This window comes from Escherichia sp. MOD1-EC6819, assembly GCF_002965765.1.
Taxonomy (GTDB): domain Bacteria; phylum Pseudomonadota; class Gammaproteobacteria; order Enterobacterales; family Enterobacteriaceae; genus Escherichia; species Escherichia ruysiae.
Window position 1 is genome coordinate 35,499 of record NZ_PTRG01000012.1, and the last position, 20,615, is coordinate 56,113.

Sequence of the window (20,615 nt, forward strand, 5' to 3'; positions counted from 1 at the left end):
AATTAAATTTTGTCGCTAATATAGTTGCCATCATCATCAATAATGGTCAGATACCAGCTATTCGCATTATTAGTTTTGACGTTTACACTCTGGCTTTCTAATGGCGCAATCATGATGGTTTCATAATTGACTTTGACATTATTCGCTTTTACATCGGAAATCGTCACCCAGTTCGGCGAATCATTTTTTATCACCAGCCCATTGCCGCTACGATTTACCAGCAATTTCTTAAACGTTGCTTTATTAACCGGAGCAATACCCGCCGGTCGGTAAAACAATTTGATTCTGTTTTGCATCGCAAACTTCAGTGCATTCTTGCCTTCTTGTTCTGGACTATTAGGTGGAATATCCAGAACGTTCAGATAAAAAATGCTCTCTTTATTACTGGGCAACTTATTCGGCATGATTTTAATTTTTACTTGCTGTCCGGAGTTAGCCCCTATTTTTGCCACTGGTGGCGTTAGCATGAAAGGAACCTGAATCTTTTCCGGCGGCAGTGATGTGTCGCCATCATCAATCCACGCCTGAAGTAATGAAGATCGGTTTCCCTGATTCATCAACTGCACCATCACTTCTTTATTTTCAGCCGGGTAAATAATTCGCGTCCCGTAGATGACAATTCCGGCATGTGCAGGAAGAACCATAGAAGAAATGAGTAAAGCTAATAACCCTTTCATCTTAATGCCTCTTAAAATTAAAAGGCCGCCATGGAGATAGCGGCCATGTTTATTTCCTGGAGAAACTTGCGAAATTATTTAATTATTAATCCTGCGCCACACGCATAACTAAAGAAGAGACCACATCACCTGATTGTACTGAGTCTTCTGTCAGTTTCAGGTATTTTGCTTTAAACGGAATCGCATACTGACCATCCGCTGTTTTATAACTCTCAATGTTAAAAGGTGCAGAAACATCCAGGACATCGCTGTTATCACCTAAATAGAGATAGTAACCCACGGTATCGTTGCTACTGGCTATCGCTTTATCGTTACCAGTTATTTTATCGTTGGTAATTAACGAGAGTTTTACACCAGCAACTTCTTTCGGGCAGCTAATTTTTAACATGCTGCTGGTTACACCGACTGCATCATCATAGGTAGAATATTTCGCTTTACCTTCAAAGACAGTGGTTGGTACAGTTGGCATATTAATACTTACTGAATCACCACCCGCTTCGAATTTACACGGAGACTCTGCAATATTCCCTTTAATAGTTAATGTTCCGGTATCAACGTCTGCAGCAAATACGCCAGCACTCATAAAAAAAGAAGAAAAGACAGCGGTAGCAATAATTGAATGTTTCATAATAGGCTCCTTAATATAGTTTATTTTGATTGTTAAGACTCTGTATCTCGTGGAAACAAATTTCTCACATCAAAAAAGTTACCGCAATGTAAACGTATTGTTTTATTGATTTAAAACAAGTTAACCATTGCAATATAATTACAACAAATACTTAAGGGAATTAAATATTTACCACATCTATTAATTGACATAATTTACTGTTAACCACATTCTTAAAATAAATAAAAAAGCCTAAATCATTCACGGGAATGATTTAGGCTTTCCAAATATTATTAAAAGAGTGTTGCCTGATTAATCGTAGCGATTTAATACGATTCGACGTTTGCTATCGTTGCCCGCTGTAACCAGCTCTGTAGTGACGCCTTTTACCGGCGAAGAAATCCGATGACGAGTATCAACGCTTTGCGATACCTGACCGCAATGCTGTTGGGGCTGGCTATTAACAATATCCATACTGCATGTTGGGGGGCTGATCCTGCCATTAATCGTTAATGCGGCAGTCTCTGAAGAGAACGCGGGAGAAGCCAATCCATAGGCAAGAAAAATGATTCCTGACAGCCAATACTTATTCATTGAACGTTATCCCTGTAGTAAAGGTTATGCCTGGATAGATTGAGTGCATAACAAACTATAGCTGTACATCCGCTACACAGCCACGAAGGATGATAAAGAGGCTTTACCTGTACGATCAATCTACTTTGTACAGTTTAGGACTAAGATCCACTGAATATTCACAGCATTAAAAAAGTGTTCATTTAAAGCCACAAAATAAATACACCGCATCAATGTATCATTTCTGCGGTGTATGACGAACAACCAGAAAGGCTAATGCACGTTAGACCGCGCGGAAGGAGATCTCACCTGGAATAACTTCACCTTGCCAGTAGAGCTGAGCAGCAACCCGGTCAGCCAGTTGGCGGTAGATAGTAGTAAATTCGCTCTCCGGACGGCTGATAACGGTAGGTGTTCCTTTGTCGAGATCTTCACGCAGGCTAATGTGTAACGGCATTTGCCCCAACAACTGCGTATGGTATTTCTCGGCCAGTTTCTCTGCCCCACCAGTGCCGAAAATCGGCTCATGATGACCACAGTTACTGCAAATATGGACGCTCATGTTCTCGACAATACCCAGTACCGGAACTTCGACTTTCTCGAACATCACGATACCTTTTTTCGCATCAATCAGCGCGATGTCCTGTGGCGTGGTGACCACTACTGCACCGGTTACAGGAATGTTTTGCGCCAGTGTCAATTGAATGTCACCGGTGCCTGGCGGCATGTCGAGCACCAGATAATCCAGATCCGGCCATAAGGTTTCTTGCAACATTTGCATCAACGCCTTGCTCGCCATCGGGCCACGCCACACCATCGCGTTGTCGTCAGTGACCAGATAACCAATTGAATTGGTTGCCAGGCCATGAGACATAATCGGTGCCATATGAGTCCCGTCCGGCGAGGTCGGACGCTGATTTTCTGCCCCCAGCATGGTTGGGATAGACGGACCATAAATGTCGGCATCCAGAATGCCGACTTTCGCTCCTTCCGCCGCCAGCGCCAGCGCCAGGTTTACCGCCGTGGAGGATTTACCCACGCCACCTTTGCCGGAACTGACCGCGATAATGTTCTTCACGCCGTTAATTCCCGGCTGATTCTTCACGCGTTTCAGCGTGGCAATGTTATGCGACAGTTTCCAGTCGATAGCTTTTGCCCCGGTGATACGCAGCAATTCGGCGCTACATTGCTCTTTTAACTCTTCGAACGCGCTATGCCAGACGAACGGCATAACCAGCTCCACATGCAGCGTGTCGTCCATCCAGGCGACATGATGCAACGCTTTCAGCGTGGTAAGGTTATGCTTCAGGGTTGGGTGCTGAAAATTAGCCAGTGTCCCGGCGACCATTGCGCGCAAGGCTTCTGGTGATTTGGCCTGGGATTGTTCGTTCATCCCGACTCCTTATTTATATAGATAAACCATCAGCTAAATAGTTTACCTGAAGAAAATAGATAAGTACTTACTTAACATTTTCCCATTTGGTACTATCTAACCCCTTTTCACTACTAAGAAGTAATGCCTACTATGACTCAAGTCGCGAAGAAAATTCTGGTGACGTGCGCACTGCCGTACGCTAACGGCTCTATCCACCTCGGCCATATGCTGGAGCACATCCAGGCTGATGTCTGGGTCCGTTACCAGCGAATGCGCGGCCACGAGGTCAACTTCATCTGCGCCGACGATGCCCACGGTACGCCGATCATGCTGAAAGCCCAGCAGCTTGGTATTACCCCGGAGCAGATGATTGGCGAAATGAGTCAGGAGCATCAGACTGATTTCGCAGGCTTTAATATCAGCTACGACAACTATCACTCGACGCACAGCGAAGAGAACCGTCAGTTGTCTGAGCTTATCTATACTCGCCTGAAAGAGAACGGTTTTATTAAAAACCGCACCATCTCTCAGTTGTACGACCCGGAAAAAGGTATGTTCCTGCCGGATCGTTTTGTGAAAGGCACCTGCCCGAAATGTAAAGCGCCAGATCAATACGGCGATAACTGTGAAGTCTGCGGCGCGACCTACAGCCCGACTGAACTGATCGAGCCGAAATCTGTGGTTTCTGGTGCTACGCCGGTGATGCGTGATTCCGAACACTTCTTCTTTGATCTGCCCTCTTTCAGCGAAATGTTGCAGGCATGGACCCGCAGCGGCGCGTTGCAGGAGCAGGTGGCAAACAAAATGCAGGAGTGGTTTGAATCCGGCCTGCAACAGTGGGATATCTCCCGCGATGCGCCTTACTTCGGTTTTGAAATTCCGAACGCACCAGGCAAATACTTCTACGTCTGGCTGGACGCGCCGATTGGTTACATGGGTTCCTTCAAGAATCTGTGCGACAAGCGCGGCGATACCGTAAGCTTCGATGAATACTGGAAGAAAGATTCCGTCGCCGAGCTGTACCACTTCATCGGTAAAGATATTGTTTACTTCCACAGCCTGTTCTGGCCTGCCATGCTGGAAGGCAGCAACTTCCGCAAGCCGACCAACCTATTTGTTCACGGCTATGTGACGGTGAACGGCGCGAAGATGTCCAAGTCTCGTGGCACCTTCATTAAAGCCAGCACCTGGCTGAATCATTTTGACGCTGACAGCCTGCGTTATTACTACACTGCGAAACTCTCTTCGCGCATTGATGATATCGACCTGAATCTGGAAGATTTCGTTCAGCGCGTGAATGCCGATATCGTCAACAAAGTGGTTAACCTGGCCTCCCGTAACGCGGGCTTTATCAACAAGCGTTTTGACGGCGTGTTGGCAAGCGAACTGGCTGACCCTGAACTGTACAAAACCTTTACCGATGCCGCTGAAGTTATTGGCGAAGCGTGGGAAAGCCGCGAATTTGGTAAAGCTGTGCGCGAAATCATGGCGCTGGCTGACCTGGCTAACCGCTATGTTGACGAGCAGGCTCCGTGGGTGGTGGCGAAACAGGAAGGCCGCGATGCCGATCTGCAAGCGATTTGCTCAATGGGCATAAACCTGTTCCGCGTGCTGATGACTTACCTGAAGCCGGTACTGCCGAAACTGACTGAACGTGCGGAAGCATTCCTCAATACGGAACTGACCTGGGATGGTATTCAGCAACCGCTGCTGGGCCATAAAGTGAATCCGTTCAAGGCACTGTATAACCGTATCGATATGAAACAGGTGGAAGCACTGGTGGAAGCATCCAAAGAAGAAGTGAAAGCAACTGCCGCGCCAGTTACTGGCCCGCTGGCTGATGATCCGATTCAGGAAACCATCACCTTTGACGACTTCGCCAAAGTTGACCTGCGCGTGGCGCTGATTGAAAACGCAGAGTTTGTTGAGGGTTCTGACAAGCTGCTGCGCCTGACGCTGGATCTGGGTGGCGAAAAACGCAATGTCTTCTCCGGCATTCGTTCTGCTTACCCAGACCCACAGGCGCTGATTGGTCGTCACACCATTATGGTGGCTAACCTGGCTCCGCGTAAAATGCGCTTCGGTATCTCCGAAGGCATGGTGATGGCTGCCGGTCCTGGCGGGAAAGATATCTTCCTGTTAAGCCCGGATGCCGGTGCTAAACCGGGTCATCAAGTGAAATAACTCCCTTCAAGGCGCTGCATCAACAGCGCCTTTTCTTTATAAATTCCTAAAGTTGTTTTCTCGCCTTTTTGTCGCTCTGTAACCTGCGCAAATGCTGTTAGCATCTGTATTAAACTGGATAAAATTACAGGGATGCAGAATGAGACACTTTATCTATCAGGACGAGAAATCACATAATTATTCAACTGCTCCATAACGGTTGACGCTATCAGGAACAGAGCGCCATTAGTCAGGCTGATTTGCTGGCGAACGAACTCACCGTAATCGGTTTTTATCGGCTGGCGCATGTGTTGAAGCAATTACGCAATTCGGAAAGCGAGACACTGGCAGAAGTATTGAATAATTGTGTTTTACTCTGCGAACAGTTGTTACTGATGCTTGAGCAACAAGGAGGAAAAAATGCTTTTTATTAAGAGATCTACTCCATTTCCGGACTGCTCAAGACGAGGTATAAAGAATATTCTATAGCGCCCTGGTGAGAGTCACCAGTTTTCTGATCTTGATAAAATGGAGTTTTACATGAAGGCTTTCAACAAGCTATTTTCCCTCGTTGTTGCATCTGTTCTGGTTTTCTCTCTCGCTGGCTGTGGTGACAAAGAAGAATCAAAGAAATTTAGTGCCAATCTGAACGGTACTGAAATTGCCATTACCTATGTCTACAAAGGCGACAAGGTGCTTAAGCAATCTTCAGAAACCAAAATTCAGTTTGCAACCATCGGTGCAGCTAACAAAGAAGAGGCGGCTAAAAAGCTTGAGCCGTTAAGTGCAAAATATAAAAACATTGCTGGCGTTGAAGAAAAATTAACCTTTACTGATACTTACGCGCAGGAAAACGTGACTATCGATATGGAAAAAGTTGATTTTAAAGCCCTGCAGGGTATTTCCGGCATTAACATTTCTGCTGACGATGCCAAAAAAGGTATCACTATGGCGCAAATGGAACTGGTGATGAAAGCCGCTGGCTTTAAAGAAGTGAAATAATCTGCCGGAGGCCATGCTCTCTGCATGGCCTCCAGATCTGTCTTAGTTTTTCTTCACATGCTGGCGCGCAGCCAGTCCACGCAGAAAATAACGCAAGAATTGATCGCCGCATTCGCGGAAGTTTTTATGATCCGGTGCGCGCATCATCGCAGTAATTTCCGGCATAGAAACGCGGAACTGCTGTTCGGTGAGGATCGCCAGGATATCATCGGTTTTCAGTGAAAACGCGATGCGCAATTTTTTCAGCACAATATTGTTATTAATACGACGTTCCGGCTCCAGTGCCGGTGCAGACTCATCCCTGCCGCGTTTTTCGTAAATCAGACCATTCAGGAATGAGGACAAAATAATGTCCGGACAACGTTGAAAACCTTCTTCATCTTCTTTACGCAACCAGATGGCAATCTGTTCGGCAGTGGTTTCGACATTGCCCAGCGCCAGAATGCGCACCAGGTCGTTATTATTGGCTTTTAAAATGTAGCGCACGCTGCGCAGAATATCATTACTTAGCATGAGGCCTTCAGGTGTTGATGAGGCAAAAAGCCATTTTAGCAGTCTTTTACAGGCCAATCGCCTCTTTTAAGCTTTTCAGATAACGGCGGCTGACCGGCACGGTTAAGCCATTACGCAAAATCAACTCGGCCTGGCCATTATCTTCCAGGCGAATCTCCTGCAAATGCGCGAGGTTAACCAGATACTGACGATGGCAGCGTAGTAGTGGTGTACGACTCTCCAGGGTGCGTAATGTCAGTTCAGTAAAGCCCTCTTTCCCTTCGTGACTGGTGACGTAAACACCGCTCATCCGACTGCTGACAAACGCTACATCTTTCATTTGCAGTAAATAAATCCGACTATGCCCCGTACAAGGAATAAATTTCAGCGCCTGCTGATTTTCCGGTAACAGCGAAACATCCTGCTTGCTCCGCTCCTGACGCAGACGAGCCAGCGTTTTCTCCAGCCGCGCTTCATCAATCGGCTTCAGCAGATAATCAAAGGCATGTTCTTCAAAGGCTTTAATGGCGTATTCGTCAAACGCGGTGAGAAAAACGATATACGGACGATGTTCCGGGTCGAGCATCCCCACCATTTCCAGACCGCTGATGCGTGGCATCTGAATGTCGAGAAACAGCACATCCGGGCGCAGTTTATGCACCGCCCCAATCCCTTCCACGGCGTTTGAGCACTCGCCGACAATTTCAATATCGCTCTGCTCCTGCAAAAATACGCGCAGGTTTTCCCGTGCTAACGGTTCATCATCGACAATTAAGACTTTAATCATGCCTCGTCCCTCCATGGCAGTCGTAACGTTATTCGGGTGTAACTATCAGGCTCACAGGCGACGCTTATCCCATAGTCATCGCCAAACCGCTCACGCAAACGCTTATCCACCAGATTCATCCCCAGCCCACTGGCATTGGTTGCCGGTTGATACAAACCGGCATTGTCTTCGATCTCCAGCATCAAATGTTGCCCTTCACGCCTTGCGCTAATTGCCACTCGCCCTGTATCCAGCAGTTGTGAGGTTCCATGTTTAATAGCGTTTTCCACTATTGGTTGCAGGGTAAACGCGGGCAACTGCTGCCGGGATAATTCCTCCGGAATAGCAATGTTGACCTGCAACCGTGACTGGAAGCGCGCCTTTTCAATTTGCAGATAAGCATTCACGTGTTCAATTTCGTCGGCGAGAGTAACAAACTCCGAAGGCCGCTTTAAGTTTTTGCGGAAAAAAGTGGAAAGATACTGCACCAGTTGGCTGGCCTGTTCGCTGTCGCGGCGGATAACGGCTTTAATGGTGTTAAGCGCATTGAACAGGAAATGGGGATTCACCTGGGCGTGAAGCAGTTTAATTTCTGACTGCGTGAGCATCGCTTTTTGCCGCTCATATTGCCCGGCGAGGATCTGCGCCGAAAGCAATTGCGCAATCCCTTCCCCCAGCGTGCGGTTGATTGAGCTGAACAAACGGTTTTTCGCTTCATACAATTTGATGGTGCCCATCACCCGCTGATTCTCACCACGCAACGGAATCACCAGCGTCGAACCCAGTTTGCATTGCGGATGCAAAGAGCAACGATAAGGTACTTCGTTGCCATCAGCGTAGACCACTTCACCGGTTTCAATCGCTTTTAAGGTGTAAGTCGAAGAAATCGGTTTGCCGGGTAAATGGTGATCGTCACCAATTCCGGTAAAGGCCAGCAATTTCTCTCGATCGGTAATCGCGACTGCACCAATATCCAGCTCCTGATACAGCACCTGTGCCACTTTCATGCTGTTCACTTCGTTAAACCCCTGGCGCAAAATGCCTTCCGTCGAGGCCGCCACTTTCAGCGCAGTGGCAGAAAAAGCTGAAGTGTATTTTTCAAACATCGCGCGTTTATCGAGCAATATACGCATAAACAGCGCCGCGCCGACGGTATTGGTGACCATCATTGGCGCAGCAATATTACTCACCAGACGCACCGCATCTTCATAAGGTCGGGCGATTGCCAGGATGATCAGCATTTGCACCATTTCAGCGACGAACGTGACGGCACCGGCGGTAATGGGGTTAAAGACTTTATCAGTGCGCCCGCGACGGATCAGGATGCTGTGTACCAGGCCGCCGAGCAATCCTTCAACGATGGTCGAGATCATGCAACTTAGCGCGGTCATGCCCCCCATCGAATATCGATGTAACCCGCCGGTCAGACCAACCAGCCCACCGACGACCGGACCGCCGAGTAAGCCGCCCATCACCGCGCCAATCGCCCGCGTATTAGCAATCGAATCGTCGATGTGCAACCCGAACCAGGTGCCCATAATGCAGAAAATGGAAAAGACGATGTAGCAGAGAAATTTATGCGGCAGACGAACCGTGACCTGCATTAATGGTATGAATAATGGCGTTTTACTCATTAACCACGCAATGACTAAAAAAACGCACATCTGCTGAAGCAGCAGCAACACCAGATTAAAATCGTACATACCCGCAAACCACACTTCCCTTTAAAACGCGTAACATACATTGCCTGTGTTTAACTTTCTTTGAACTCTTGCAGAAAAATGAGAATTCGTGAGTACGATCACTCAAAATCACCTGGCAAAAATAAAATCACCCTAACGATGAACTAAAAACGGACAAAACTACCTGGTTCGCAAATCTGCGTCTAAAGTTAAACCGGGACCTCGCGAGCAAGGGTGAGAGGATGGCGCTTTACACAATTGGTGAAGTGGCGTTGCTTTGTGATATCAATCCTGTCACGTTACGCGCGTGGCAGAGGCGTTACGGATTGTTGAAACCGCAGCGCACAGACGGCGGTCATCGCCTGTTCAACGATGCCGATATCGACCGGATCCGCGAGATCAAACGCTGGATCGATAACGGTGTGCAGGTCAGCAAAGTTAAAATGCTACTCAGTAATGAGAATGTTGATGTGCAAAACGGCTGGCGCGATCAGCAAGAAACTCTGCTTAATTACCTGCAAAGTGGTAATCTACAAAGTCTGCGAATGTGGATCAAAGAACGTGGTCAGGATTACCCCGCCCAGACGCTCACCACACATCTGTTCATTCCTCTGCGCCGACGTCTTCAGTGTCAGCAACCAACTCTCCAGGCGTTACTGGCGATCCTCGACGGTGTACTGATCAACTACATCGCCATTTGTCTGGCTTCGGCACGTAAAAAACAGGGTAAAGATGCGCTGGTGGTTGGCTGGAATATTCAGGATACCACGCGGCTGTGGCTGGAGGGTTGGATTGCCAGCCAGCAAGGATGGCGCATTGATGTCCTCGCCCATTCCCTCAACCAGCTCCGCCCGGAACTGTTTGAAGGCCGCACGCTATTGGTGTGGTGCGGTGAAAACCAGTCTCCCGCCCAGCAGCAGCAGCTCACCAACTGGCAGGAACAAGGCCATGATATTTTCCCACTCGGCATTTAATGATTCGTTAACAAATGCGCTTTACTGTACAATCCTTTCGTTAACATAAGGAGTGCATTATGCGCATAGCGAAAATTGGGGTTATCACCCTGTTCCTGTTGATGGCGTTAGGCGGTATCGGTGGCGTCATGCTCGCAGGTTATACCTTTATTTTGCGTGCTGGCTGAGTAGCTGCACCAACCGTTCAAACAGGCGGTCTACGATGATCGCCGCCAGTGCCACCAGCAACGCCCCCTGAATCACATAAGCAGTGTTAAATCCGCTAAGTCCGATGATGATGGGCGTACCCAGCGTGCTGGCTCCTACCGTTGAGGCAATGGTCGCCGTACCAATATTGATAATCACTGAAGTCCGCACGCCAGCCAGAATCACTGGCGCTGCCAGCGGTAACTCCACTTTACGCAATCGCTGACTCCGGCTCATTCCCATCCCTTTGGCAACGTCTGTCACGCTGGCATCAATCGCTCCCAGTCCGGCAAGTGTCGCCTGTAAGATCGGTAATACGCCGTAAAGGATCAAAGCAATAATCGCCGGTTGCTGACCAAACCCCATCACCGGAACAGCAATCGCCAGCACAGCTACGGGCGGAAACGTCTGCCCAACGGCGGCAATGGTTTCGACCATCGGGCGAAACTCCGCGCCCCACGGGCGAGTGACAGCAATTCCGGCACCAGTACCAATGATCACGGCAAACAAACTTGAGATCCCCACTAGCCAGAAATGAGCCAGCGCCAGGGCAGCAAAACTTTCCTGCTGATAAACAGGCCGAGGTAATTGTGGAAATAAAGCACCAAACAACGGCTGGCTATAGGGTAGCCAGAAAATCAGCCCCACAAACAGAGCAATAAGCCAGAACAGCGGATCGCGCATTATTTTCATACGATTACGCCTCCACCAGCAGATCCTGAAAATGTAATGTGCCGCAAGGTTTACCTTGATCGTCAACCACCGGCAACACTTCACAACCACGAGCGACAAACAATGAGAGCGCATCACGTAGCGTCATCTCTTCTGCCAGCGCCTCACCTTCAGCGCGTTCGTTGCGGCGCACATAATCAGTCACACTACGTAACGAAAGCAGGCGCACCCCCAGTTCACTATGCCCAAAAAACTGGCGGACAAAATCATTCGCTGGACGAGTAAGCATCGTCAGCGGATTGCCCTGCTGCACCACTTCACCATGATCCATCAACACCAGATGTTCTGCCAGCCGTAGCGCCTCATCAATATCATGAGTGACCAGCACAATGGTGCGCCCCAGCAAACGGTGAATGCGCGTCATCTCTTGTTGCAACGCGCCGCGCGTCACCGGATCCAGCGCGCCAAACGGTTCATCCATCAGTAAGACTTGCGGATCGGCAGCCAGTGCGCGCGCCACTCCCACACGTTGCTGCTGACCACCGGAAAGCTGATGCGGATAACGCTCACGCAAATTTGACTCCAGCCCCAGTAGCGCCATTAATTCGTCGATACGATCGTCAATCCGCGCCCGCGACCATTTTTGCAATTGCGGCACGGTAGCGATGTTTTGCGCCACGCTCCAGTGGGGAAACAGGCCAATAGATTGAATGGCATAGCCCATCCGGCGGCGCAACTCCAGTACTGGCAGCGAGCGAATTTCTTCACCGGCAAAGCGGATCACGCCGCTGTCATGCTCCACCAGGCGGTTGATCATTTTCAGGGTGGTGGATTTGCCGGAGCCAGAGGTGCCAATCAGCACCGAAAAACTCCCTTCCTGAAAATTGAGATTGAGATCGTTAACGGCTTTTTGTGCGCCGAACAGTTTGCTGACATGGCTAAATTCAATCATTATGTTTCACCTTCAGCAGTGCGATAAGCAAATCGAACAGCGCGTCGGTAAGCACCGCCAGAACAATTACCGGGATCACCCCCAGCAACACTAAATCAATGGCGCTGCTTAACAGCCCCTGAAAAACCAGCGCACCAAAACCGCCTGCGCCGATTAACGCCGCAATCACCGCCATGCCGACGGTTTGCACCATCACCACCCGCAGGCTGCGCAGAAATACCGGTAACGCCAGCGGTAACTGAACATGCAGGAAACGCTGCGCCCCGCTCATGCCCATCGCTCTGGCGCTCTCCAGCACATCGCGCGGGATCTGGTTCAAACCGACTACCACGCCGCGCACCAGCGGCAGCAAGGCATAGAGCACCAGCGCAATCAGTGCGGGTGTCATTCCGGTTCCTGCTATGCCGAGCTTCCCCAGCCACGGAAAGGCCGTAACCAGCGCGGCAAGCGGCGCAATCAACAGGCCAAAGAGCGCCACCGAAGGCACGGTCTGAATGACATTGAGCAGAGAAAAAATCGCCCCCTGCCGCGCGGTGGAAAAGTAGCACCAGACGCCCAGCGGCACGCCAATCACCAGCGCCGGCAGTACCGAGCCAAACAGCAGGGTCAGATGCTGTGCCAGCGCGTCATCAAACACATCCTGACGGTTGGCGTATTCTTTCATTAGCGAGAGATCGTTAAGCGTGCCGGAGTACAGCAACCACAACGGAATGATGGCAATCTGCATATGCAACAACCAGCGCCACAGCGGATGCGTGGAGATTCGGCGGATTGCATCACTACAGGCCAGCAGTGCCAGCGCCGCTGCCAGCCAGAAACCACTGCCGAGGCTGGTACGCGCCAGCACACTGCCATTTTGCGCCAGTTGTGTCGCTGCCTTTCCCGCGCCCCACACCAGCAATACGAAGACGAATTGCGCAAGGATGAGTGCAAAAATGCTGCCTTTTCTACCGGGAATAAAACAGGCAGTCAGCCAGGCGCAACCAACGCCCACCAGCATCCAGATCGTTTGCGGCCACAGTTGCCAGAGATGACGCCCCTCACCAGAGACCAGCCGGTTAGGCGCGTAACTGATAAACGGCAGTGCCGCTGCGATTGCCGTCAGCAACAGCAGCAGCGCCAGAACAGGATTAATACGTAGATAAGTCACGAGAAATTACTTCGTCCACCCTTTTTGTTTCAGGTAGTCGGCAGCCACTTTTTTGGCATCCAGTCCTTCAACGGCAATGCTGGCATTCAGTTGCTGTAACGTCTTTTCATCGAGGCTGGCGAAAACTGGCTGTAGCCACTGTGCCATTTGCGGATACTCCTTCAACACCGATTCACGCACCACTGGTGCAGGCGCGTAGATAGGTTGCACGCCTTGCGGATCGCTTAAGGTTTGCAGTCCCAGCGCCGCTACCGGGCCGTCAGTGCCGTAAGCCATCGCCGCATTAACGCCGGATGTTTGTTGGGCAGCGGCTTTAATGGTCACCGCCGTGTCGCCGCCTGCAAGTGACAGTAACTGATCCTGATCGAGTTTAAAGTCGTAAGCTTTTTCAAAAGCGGGTAACGCATCGGCGCGTTCAATAAACTCTGCGGAGGCCGCCAGTTTGAAGTTGCCCCCCTCTTTCAAATAACGACTGAGATCGGCAAGCGAAGTGAGTTTGTTTTTCTCTGCCACATCCTGACGCACGGCGATGGTCCAGGTGTTATTCGCAGGTGCGGGCGTCAGCCAGATTAACTTGTTTTGCTCTGCATCGAGTTTTTTGACTTTCTCGTAGCCCTGTCCGGCATTTTTCCACGCTGCATCGTTTTCATCTTTAAAGAAGAAAGCGCCATTGCCGGTATATTCCGGATAGATATCCAGTTCACCGGAAGTAATCGCCCCGCGCACCACAGGAGTCGTTCCGAGTTGCACTTTATTCACCGTCGGTACGCCGTGGCTTTCCAATACTTGCAAAATAATGTTGCCGAGCAGCGCGCCTTCGGTATCGATTTTTGAACCGACTTTAACGGGGGAAGCCGCGTGCAGCGGCAGGCTCACGGCTGCCAACATAACCAGTGAACCTGCCCAGACCTTTGAGAGTGGCATGATGCTTTCCTCATTCTTTTACTGTTGTTTTCAGCGAATTAAGAGAAAAGCATAGTTGATAATGGCGGGGTTAGCCTGACTGGGCGGATTCAGTTGCAGAAACAGATAAATACTTAAAGGGGGAAATACTGACCGACGTTTCCTGCCGGATGCGGCGCAAGCGCCTTACCCGGCCTACAGCGGGTGAAAAATCAACAAGTTGTAACCATTCTGTAGACCTAATAAGCGCAGCGCATCAGGCAAAGGGCGCAAACGTCGCGCCCTTACTAAAGCATTACAGCAACTCAAACTCGCCTTTCTTAACGCGTGCGGAATCAGTGCCGATAAAGACATTGAACTTGCCAGGCTCGGCGTCATATTTCATCTGTTGATTCCAGAACTTCAGCGCCTCGATATCGATCGGGAAGCTGACGGTCTGAGTTTCGCCCGGCTTCAGGGTGATTTTCTCAAAGCCTTTTAGCTGTTTCACCGGGCGACTCATGGAAGCCGTCACATCCTGCAAGTACATCTGCACTACCGTCGCCCCTTCGCGTTTACCGGTGTTCGTCACCTGCACGCTGGCCGTCACTTTGCCGTCACGCTTCATGGTCGGCGCAGAAAGTTTCACATCAGAGACAGTGAAAGTGGTATAGCTCAGACCATAACCGAACGGGTACAGCGCCCCGTTAGCTTCATCAAAATAACGCGAAGTGTATTTGTTCGGCTTGTCGGCGTTATACGGGCGACCGGTATTCAGATGACTGTAGTACACCGGGATCTGCCCGACAGAACGCGGGAAGGACATTGGCAGCTTGCCGGACGGGTTGTAATCACCAAACAACACATCGGCAATTGCATTACCGCCTTCAGTCCCCGCAAACCAGGTTTCCAGAATCGCATCAGCCTGCTGATCTTCTTTCACCAGCGCCAGCGGACGCCCGTTCATCAGCACCAGCACCAGCGGTTTACCGGTGGCTTTCAGCGCCGCAATCAAGTCACGTTGGCTTTGAGGAATAGTGATATCGGTACGGCTGGAGGCCTCGTGCGCCATCCCCTGTGCTTCACCGACCACAGCCACCACCACATCAGATTGTTTCGCGGTTTGCACCGCTTCATCAATCATCTCTTGCGGCGAGCGCGAATCGACTTTGACCGCTTCTTCATACTGATTCAGGAAATCGATAATGCCTTTGTCACTGGTAACGTTCGCCCCTTTGGCATACAGCACTTTACCGTTTTCACCGACGGCATTTTTAATCCCGGTCAGTACGGTCACGGATTGATCGGCAACACCGGCTGCGGACCAGCTGCCCATCACGTCACGTTTACTGTCCGCCAGTGGCCCAACCACCGCAATGGTGGCAGATTTTTTCAGCGGCAGCGTTTCGAGACGGTTTTTCAGCAGCACCAGGCTTTCTCGCGCCACTTCACGCGCTTCTTTGCGATGCAGGCGGCTTTCAGCATTGGTATCCACCGGGTCAGACTCTTTCGGCCCAAGGTGGCTGTACGGATCGTTAAACAGTCCCATGTCATATTTGACGTTCAGTACGTGACGCGCGGCATCGTCCAGCTCAGCCATCGTCACTTTGCCGGATTTGATCAAACCAGGCAGATACTTCGAGTAATACTCGTCGCTCATGCTCATGTTGATCCCGGATTTCAGCGCCACGCGCACCGCATCTTCCGGATCTGCCGCCGTACCGTGTTTAATCAGTTCTTTGATTGCGCCATGATCGGAAACGGTGATGCCTTTAAAGCCCCACTGATCGCGCAGCACATCTTTCAGCAGCCAGGAATCGGAGGTGGCTGGCGTGCCGTTCAGCGAGTTCAACGCCACCATCACCGCGCCGCTGCCTGCATCCAGCCCCGCTTTGTACGGCGGCATATAGTCATTAAACAGACGCTGCGGGCTCATATCGACGGTGTTGTACTCTTTACCACCTTCTACCGCGCCGTATGCAGCAAAGTGTTTGACGCTGGTCATCACCGAGTAGCGATCTGCCGGGCTTTTACCCTGCATCGCTTCCACCATGGTTTTACCCATTGTTGAGGTGAGATACGTATCTTCGCCAAAACCTTCGGAAGCACGTCCCCAGCGCGGATCGCGCGAGACATCGACCATTGGCGCCCAGGTCATATTCAGGCCATCATCTGCCGCTTCATAAGCAGAGACGCGCCCTACTGTTTTCACCGCATCGAGGTTAAAAGAAGAGGCCAGGCCGAGGCTAATCGGGAAGACAGTGCGCTGACCGTGCAGCACATCATAGGCAAAGAAGAGAGGAATTTTCAGGCGGCTTAATTCCATCACCTGATCCTGCATGGCGCGGATATCCTGACGGGTTACGGTGTTGAAAATCGCCCCAACCTGCCCGTCTTTGATCATCTCGCGGATCGCCTCTTTCGGGTTATCCGGGCCGACGCTGATTAAGCGCAGTTGACCAATCTTCTCATCAACCGTCATTTTTTTGAGCAGTTCGGTGACGAACGCATCACGCGCTTCGGGCGTTAATGGATGGTTACCGAACAAATCATCCGCCAGTGCTGGCTGTAAGGCCAGACTTACCGCGATACCTACTGAACATAGCCATTTCATGTGGATTTTTCTTCCTTTGTTGCCCGACGTGGCAGCGAAAATGGTGCAAAAACCGTAGTTTGCCATAAGCATGATGGAGAGAGAAAAAGAATGCTCAGTTTATTGTCTGAATTTTCAAAATATTCACTCGCTGAATTGTCATACAAGGCGCTATTCTAGTTTGTGATATTTTTTCGCCACCACAAGGAGTGGAAAATGTCTTCCATGACAACAACTGATAATAAAGCCTTTTTGAATGAACTTGCCCGTCTGGTCGGTCATTCACACCTGCTCACCGATCCCGCAAAAACGGCCCGCTATCGCAAGGGCTTCCGTTCTGGTCAGGGCGACGCGCTGGCTGTCGTTTTCCCTGGCTCACTACTGGAATTATGGCGGGTGCTGAAAGCCTGCGTCACCGCCGACAAAATTATTCTGATGCAGGCCGCCAATACTGGTCTGACCGAAGGCTCGACGCCAAACGGTAACGACTATGATCGCGATATCGTGATCATCAGCACCCTGCGTCTCGACAAACTGCACGTTCTCGGCAAGGGCGAACAAGTGCTGGCATATCCTGGTACCACGCTCTATTCGCTGGAAAAAGCTCTCAAACCGCTGGGTCGCGAACCGCACTCGGTGATTGGTTCGTCGTGCATAGGTGCATCGGTCATCGGCGGTATCTGTAATAACTCCGGCGGCTCGCTGGTGCAGCGTGGCCCGGCATATACCGAAATGTCGTTATTCGCGCGCATAAATGAAGACGGCAAACTGACGCTGGTGAACCATCTGGGGATTGATCTGGGCGAAACACCAGAGCAGATCCTCAGCAAGCTGGATGACGATCGTATCAAAGAAGATGATGTTCGCCACGATGGTCGTCACGCCCACGATTATGATTATGTTCACCGCGTTAGGGATATTGAAGCCGACACACCCGCACGTTATAACGCCGACCCGGATCGCCTGTTTGAATCCTCCGGTTGCGCCGGAAAACTGGCAGTATTCGCGGTACGTCTTGATACCTTCGAAGCAGAAAAAAATCAGCAGGTGTTTTATATAGGCACCAATCAGCCGGAAGTGCTGACTGAAATCCGCCGCCATATTCTGGCTAATTTCGAAAATCTGCCGGTTGCAGGGGAATATATGCATCGGGATATCTACGATATCGCGGAAAAATATGGCAAAGACACCTTCCTGATGATCGATAAACTTGGCACCGACAAGATGCCTCTCTTCTTTAACATCAAAGGGCGTACCGATGCGATGCTGGAGAAAGTGAAATTCTTCCGTCCGCATTTTACCGACCGTGCGATGCAAAAATTCGGTCATCTGTTCCCCAGCCATTTACCCCCGCGCATGAACAACTGGCGCGATAAATATGAACATCATCTGCTGTTAAAAATGGCGGGCGATGGCATTGGCGAAGCGAAATCGTGGCTGGTGGATTATTTCAAACAGGCTGAAGGTGATTTCTTTGTCTGTACGCCGGAGGAAGGCAGCAAAGCATTTTTACACCGTTTCGCCGCTGCGGGGGCGGCAATTCGTTATCAGGCCGTGCATTCCGATGAAGTCGAAGACATTCTGGCTCTGGATATTGCTCTGCGGCGTAACGATACCGAGTGGTATGAGCATTTGCCACCGGAGATCGACAGCCAGTTGGTACACAAGCTCTATTACGGCCATTTTATGTGCTATGTCTTCCACCAGGATTACATCGTCAAAAAAGGTGTGGATGTACATGCGTTGAAGGAACAGATGCTGGAGCTGTTACGCCAGCGCGGCGCGCAATATCCTGCCGAGCATAACGTCGGTCATTTGTATAAAGCACCGGAGACGTTGCAGAAGTTTTATCGCGAGAACGATCCAACCAACAGTATGAACCCTGGGATCGGTAAAACCAGCAAGCGGAAAAACTGGCAGGAAGCAGAGTAAATATAGCCGGATGCCTGATGCAGATGTAGGCCTGATAAGATGCGCCAGCATCGCATCAGGCATCGTGCCCGAATGCCGGATGCGGCGTAAACGCCTGATCCGGCCTACAGACGCATCACGTTTGTAGGCCTGATAAAATGCGCAAGCGTCGCATCAGGCATCGTGCCCGAATGCCGGATGCGGCGTAAACGCCTGATCCGGCCTACAGGCAAGCAAACTTAATCGTTCTGTGCCGTCTGCCCCGCCGCCGCCATCTGAGCGGCTTTTTGTTTTTTATAGCTCAACGCCGCAGCCGGAACAGGCATCACTTTACCGGTCTCAATCCAGGTACGCAGGCGGCTGGCATCGGCAAAATGGGTATATTTGCCAAATGCATCCATCACCACCAGCGCCACCGGTTTATTATTGATAACCGTGCGCATCACCAGGCAATGCCCTGCGGCATTGGTAAAACCGGTTTTGGTTAACTGAATATTCCAGTTATCGCGATAAACCAGATGGTTAGTATTGCGGAACGGCAGGGTGTACGTCGGATTAGAGAAGGTCGCCATATCTTCACGGGTGGTACTCAACTGACCGATCAACGGATATTGTTTGCTGGCAATCAGCAATTTGGTCAGGTCACGGGCCGTCGAAACGTTATGCACCGACAACCCGGTCGGTTCAACAAAGCGCGTGTTGTTCATTCCGAGCGACTTCGCTTTCGCATTCATCGCTTTAATAAAAGCGTTATAACCACCAGGATAATGGTGCGCCAGGCTTGCCGCCGCGCGGTTTTCCGAAGACATCAGCGCCAACAACAGCATATCTTTACGGCTGATTTCGCTGTTCAGTCGCACGCGCGAATAGACCCCTTTCATCTCTGGCGTCTGGCTGATATCCACTTTCAGTTTTTCATCCAGCGGCAGTCGTGCGTCAAGCACCACCATTGCGGTCATTAATTTGGTGATTGACGCAATCGGACGCACCAGATCCGGGTGGTTCGAATAGATCACTTTGTTGGTATTCAGATCAACAATCATCGCACTACCGGAAGCGATTTCCGGCTGCGAAGCTGTGGTAGCGGCGGTCGTTTTCGCAACGGCCTGCGGTGCAAAAGGCACAGCCAGCATTAGAGCCAGGCTAAATAAAGAAACTCGAAATTTCGGCATGATGAGCATTCAGATAGTGGTTCACGCGCACGGGTTGCGCACCGCCGGAGTAAGGATTTACTGAGGCTAGCGACGCCATCATAACGAGCAAAAAGTGCGATCGTCAAAGGAGAATCGTGAGGAAATGCTGCATTGCTGACATTTACGTCAGCAATGCAACGCAAAAGAACTTTCTAGAACAACCGATAACCGTACCCCCACAGAATAACGGTAATAGCGAGCAGCACTTCCAGCACCAGTACGCCAATCGCCAGCGTCGAACTGGAGAAACTAAGACCTTCCTCTTTGTTGATATTCAGGAAGCTCGGAATACCGAGATAAAGCAGATAGCCGGTGTAAAACAGCGCCACCGTGCCGACCAGCGCGCACAGCCAAACCAGCGGATAAAGCGCCACCAGGCCGCTTAAAAACAGCGGCGTTGCGACATATCCGGCAAAGACCATACAGTGCGCAAGCGATGGACGTTGCGGATATTTGCGCGCCATCCACCAGATGACTCGCCCCATCACCGCGACCCCTGCCAGCATAACGCCATAAAACAGGACAGCCAGCGCCAGTCCGGTAAACCAGGATAACTTCAGAATAGTGCCATCGCCAAAATTCCAGCCAATTTGTGTGGTGCCAATGAAGGCGCAAATCACCGGAATCGCCGCCATCAGCAAAACGTGGTGGGTGTAGTGATGAGAAATCGTTTCGTTTTCACGATTAATCACCTGCATTTCACGATCGGGATGGGAAAACAGTCCCCAGACATGGCTCATACCGCCCCCTTTTTGTGAGTTGCTG

19 protein-coding genes and 1 pseudogene are annotated in these 20,615 nt (G+C 50.5%); 6 read left to right on the forward strand and 14 right to left on the reverse strand.

All coding sequences use genetic code 11. The annotated features are described in order from the left end of the window. Positions 1-2: 2 nt before the first annotated feature. From A7Z06_RS17455 to apbC, 4 genes are all read right to left on the reverse strand, one after another. Entirely contained in the window at positions 3-677 is a 675-nt protein-coding gene (locus A7Z06_RS17455; protein ID WP_000677336.1) for a fimbria/pilus periplasmic chaperone, read from the reverse strand. An 85-nt stretch (positions 678-762) separates the two neighbouring features. Further along, complete coding sequence (locus A7Z06_RS17460; protein WP_000682827.1) at positions 763-1,305, reverse strand: fimbrial protein; 543 nt, start codon at positions 1,303-1,305, stop codon at positions 763-765. 291 nt (positions 1,306-1,596) lie between these two features. Further along, positions 1,597-1,878 (reverse strand): YehE family protein, encoded by a 282-nt coding sequence (locus tag A7Z06_RS17465; RefSeq protein WP_032225669.1) that lies wholly within the window; start codon positions 1,876-1,878, stop codon positions 1,597-1,599. A 262-nt stretch (positions 1,879-2,140) separates the two neighbouring features. Further along, on the reverse strand, positions 2,141-3,250 hold the full coding sequence (apbC, locus tag A7Z06_RS17470) for an iron-sulfur cluster carrier protein ApbC (RefSeq protein ID WP_001005449.1): 1,110 nt from the start codon (positions 3,248-3,250) through the stop codon (positions 2,141-2,143). Between the two features lie 132 nt (positions 3,251-3,382). Between apbC and metG the strand changes: the two genes are divergently transcribed. The 3 genes and pseudogenes from metG to A7Z06_RS17485 all read left to right on the forward strand — a co-directional run bounded on the left by metG (position 3,383) and on the right by A7Z06_RS17485 (position 6,397). After that, positions 3,383-5,416 (forward strand): methionine--tRNA ligase, encoded by a 2,034-nt coding sequence (gene metG, locus A7Z06_RS17475; protein ID WP_010347178.1) that lies wholly within the window; start codon positions 3,383-3,385, stop codon positions 5,414-5,416. 173 nt (positions 5,417-5,589) lie between these two features. Then, positions 5,590-5,829 (forward strand): annotated as a pseudogene (locus A7Z06_RS22115) (SWIM zinc finger family protein); the annotation flags it as partial. A gap of 106 nt (positions 5,830-5,935) precedes the next feature. Next, positions 5,936-6,397, forward strand: coding sequence for a YehR family lipoprotein (locus tag A7Z06_RS17485; RefSeq protein WP_010347181.1), 462 nt, complete (start codon positions 5,936-5,938; stop codon positions 6,395-6,397). A gap of 42 nt (positions 6,398-6,439) precedes the next feature. Here the strand turns inward: A7Z06_RS17485 and A7Z06_RS17490 are convergent, their stop codons facing one another. From A7Z06_RS17490 to btsS, 3 genes are read right to left on the reverse strand one after another with little or no spacing between them, the layout of a single operon-like run. Beyond that, positions 6,440-6,910, reverse strand: a complete 471-nt coding sequence (locus A7Z06_RS17490) for a DUF1456 family protein (protein ID WP_010347183.1) — start codon at positions 6,908-6,910, stop codon at positions 6,440-6,442. 46 nt (positions 6,911-6,956) lie between these two features. Beyond that, the gene (gene btsR, locus A7Z06_RS17495; RefSeq protein WP_000598641.1) at positions 6,957-7,676 is read right to left on the reverse strand and encodes a two-component system response regulator BtsR; all 720 of its coding nucleotides are present in this window, start codon (positions 7,674-7,676) and stop codon (positions 6,957-6,959) included. Further along, positions 7,673-9,358, reverse strand: a complete 1,686-nt coding sequence (gene btsS, locus A7Z06_RS17500; protein WP_010347186.1) for a two-component regulatory system sensor histidine kinase BtsS — start codon at positions 9,356-9,358, stop codon at positions 7,673-7,675. The genes btsR and btsS overlap by 4 nt, the downstream gene beginning before the upstream one ends. A 221-nt stretch (positions 9,359-9,579) precedes the next feature. On the opposite strand from btsS, the gene mlrA reads away from it, so the two are divergent. Together mlrA and A7Z06_RS17510 are read left to right on the forward strand one after the other, a co-directional pair. Then, the gene (mlrA, locus tag A7Z06_RS17505; protein WP_001240389.1) at positions 9,580-10,311 is read left to right on the forward strand and encodes an HTH-type transcriptional regulator MlrA; all 732 of its coding nucleotides are present in this window, start codon (positions 9,580-9,582) and stop codon (positions 10,309-10,311) included. 59 nt (positions 10,312-10,370) lie between these two features. Further along, positions 10,371-10,478, forward strand: a complete 108-nt coding sequence (locus A7Z06_RS17510; protein ID WP_001216965.1) for a protein YohO — start codon at positions 10,371-10,373, stop codon at positions 10,476-10,478. On the opposite strand, the gene yehW is transcribed toward A7Z06_RS17510, so the two are convergent. The 5 genes from yehW to bglX form a co-directional block, all read right to left on the reverse strand. Continuing rightward, a complete protein-coding gene (yehW, locus tag A7Z06_RS17515) occupies positions 10,459-11,190 on the reverse strand; it encodes a glycine betaine ABC transporter permease YehW (protein ID WP_000700017.1) in 732 nt (243 codons plus the stop codon). The two genes, A7Z06_RS17510 and yehW, sit on opposite strands and share 20 nt — an antisense overlap. A 4-nt stretch (positions 11,191-11,194) precedes the next feature. Continuing rightward, complete coding sequence (gene yehX, locus A7Z06_RS17520) at positions 11,195-12,121, reverse strand: glycine betaine ABC transporter ATP binding protein YehX (protein WP_000569350.1); 927 nt, start codon at positions 12,119-12,121, stop codon at positions 11,195-11,197. Further along, positions 12,114-13,271 (reverse strand): glycine betaine ABC transporter permease YehY, encoded by a 1,158-nt coding sequence (gene yehY, locus A7Z06_RS17525; RefSeq protein ID WP_000221801.1) that lies wholly within the window; start codon positions 13,269-13,271, stop codon positions 12,114-12,116. Before yehY ends, yehX begins: the two co-directional genes overlap by 8 nt. A gap of 6 nt (positions 13,272-13,277) precedes the next feature. Beyond that, the gene (gene osmF, locus A7Z06_RS17530) at positions 13,278-14,195 is read right to left on the reverse strand and encodes a glycine betaine ABC transporter substrate-binding protein OsmF (RefSeq protein ID WP_001131272.1); all 918 of its coding nucleotides are present in this window, start codon (positions 14,193-14,195) and stop codon (positions 13,278-13,280) included. A 274-nt stretch (positions 14,196-14,469) separates the two neighbouring features. Continuing rightward, positions 14,470-16,767: a beta-glucosidase BglX gene (gene bglX / locus A7Z06_RS17535; RefSeq protein ID WP_000871508.1), complete on the reverse strand. Its 2,298-nt coding sequence runs from the start codon at positions 16,765-16,767 to the stop codon at positions 14,470-14,472. A 195-nt stretch (positions 16,768-16,962) separates the two neighbouring features. Here bglX and dld point away from each other — a divergent pair, with 195 nt between their 5' ends. After that, complete coding sequence (gene dld / locus A7Z06_RS17540; RefSeq protein WP_000097383.1) at positions 16,963-18,678, forward strand: D-lactate dehydrogenase; 1,716 nt, start codon at positions 16,963-16,965, stop codon at positions 18,676-18,678. Positions 18,679-18,896: 218 nt separating this feature from the next. Here the strand turns inward: dld and pbpG are convergent, their stop codons facing one another. Continuing rightward, a complete protein-coding gene (pbpG, locus tag A7Z06_RS17545; RefSeq protein ID WP_010347193.1) occupies positions 18,897-19,829 on the reverse strand; it encodes a D-alanyl-D-alanine endopeptidase in 933 nt (310 codons plus the stop codon). Between the two features lie 173 nt (positions 19,830-20,002). Next, a complete protein-coding gene (locus tag A7Z06_RS17550) occupies positions 20,003-20,590 on the reverse strand; it encodes a Yip1 family protein (protein WP_000020073.1) in 588 nt (195 codons plus the stop codon). Positions 20,591-20,615 lie beyond the last annotated feature (25 nt).

Coding starts and splice junctions, on each gene's coding strand:
- bglX (WP_000871508.1), bottom strand. CDS start 16,767: ATGAAATGGCTATGTTCAGTAGGTATCGCGGTAAGTCTGGCCTTACAG.
- btsS (WP_010347186.1), bottom strand. CDS start 9,358: ATGTACGATTTTAATCTGGTGTTGCTGCTGCTTCAGCAGATGTGCGTT.
- mlrA (WP_001240389.1), top strand. CDS start 9,580: ATGGCGCTTTACACAATTGGTGAAGTGGCGTTGCTTTGTGATATCAAT.
- yehW (WP_000700017.1), bottom strand. CDS start 11,190: ATGAAAATAATGCGCGATCCGCTGTTCTGGCTTATTGCTCTGTTTGTG.
- A7Z06_RS17485 (WP_010347181.1), top strand. CDS start 5,936: ATGAAGGCTTTCAACAAGCTATTTTCCCTCGTTGTTGCATCTGTTCTG.
- A7Z06_RS17455 (WP_000677336.1), bottom strand. CDS start 677: ATGAAAGGGTTATTAGCTTTACTCATTTCTTCTATGGTTCTTCCTGCA.
- osmF (WP_001131272.1), bottom strand. CDS start 14,195: ATGCCACTCTCAAAGGTCTGGGCAGGTTCACTGGTTATGTTGGCAGCC.
- A7Z06_RS17465 (WP_032225669.1), bottom strand. CDS start 1,878: ATGAATAAGTATTGGCTGTCAGGAATCATTTTTCTTGCCTATGGATTG.
- metG (WP_010347178.1), top strand. CDS start 3,383: ATGACTCAAGTCGCGAAGAAAATTCTGGTGACGTGCGCACTGCCGTAC.
- A7Z06_RS17550 (WP_000020073.1), bottom strand. CDS start 20,590: ATGAGCCATGTCTGGGGACTGTTTTCCCATCCCGATCGTGAAATGCAG.
- A7Z06_RS17490 (WP_010347183.1), bottom strand. CDS start 6,910: ATGCTAAGTAATGATATTCTGCGCAGCGTGCGCTACATTTTAAAAGCC.
- A7Z06_RS17460 (WP_000682827.1), bottom strand. CDS start 1,305: ATGAAACATTCAATTATTGCTACCGCTGTCTTTTCTTCTTTTTTTATG.
- dld (WP_000097383.1), top strand. CDS start 16,963: ATGTCTTCCATGACAACAACTGATAATAAAGCCTTTTTGAATGAACTT.
- pbpG (WP_010347193.1), bottom strand. CDS start 19,829: ATGCCGAAATTTCGAGTTTCTTTATTTAGCCTGGCTCTAATGCTGGCT.
- btsR (WP_000598641.1), bottom strand. CDS start 7,676: ATGATTAAAGTCTTAATTGTCGATGATGAACCGTTAGCACGGGAAAAC.
- A7Z06_RS17510 (WP_001216965.1), top strand. CDS start 10,371: ATGCGCATAGCGAAAATTGGGGTTATCACCCTGTTCCTGTTGATGGCG.
- apbC (WP_001005449.1), bottom strand. CDS start 3,250: ATGAACGAACAATCCCAGGCCAAATCACCAGAAGCCTTGCGCGCAATG.
- yehX (WP_000569350.1), bottom strand. CDS start 12,121: ATGATTGAATTTAGCCATGTCAGCAAACTGTTCGGCGCACAAAAAGCC.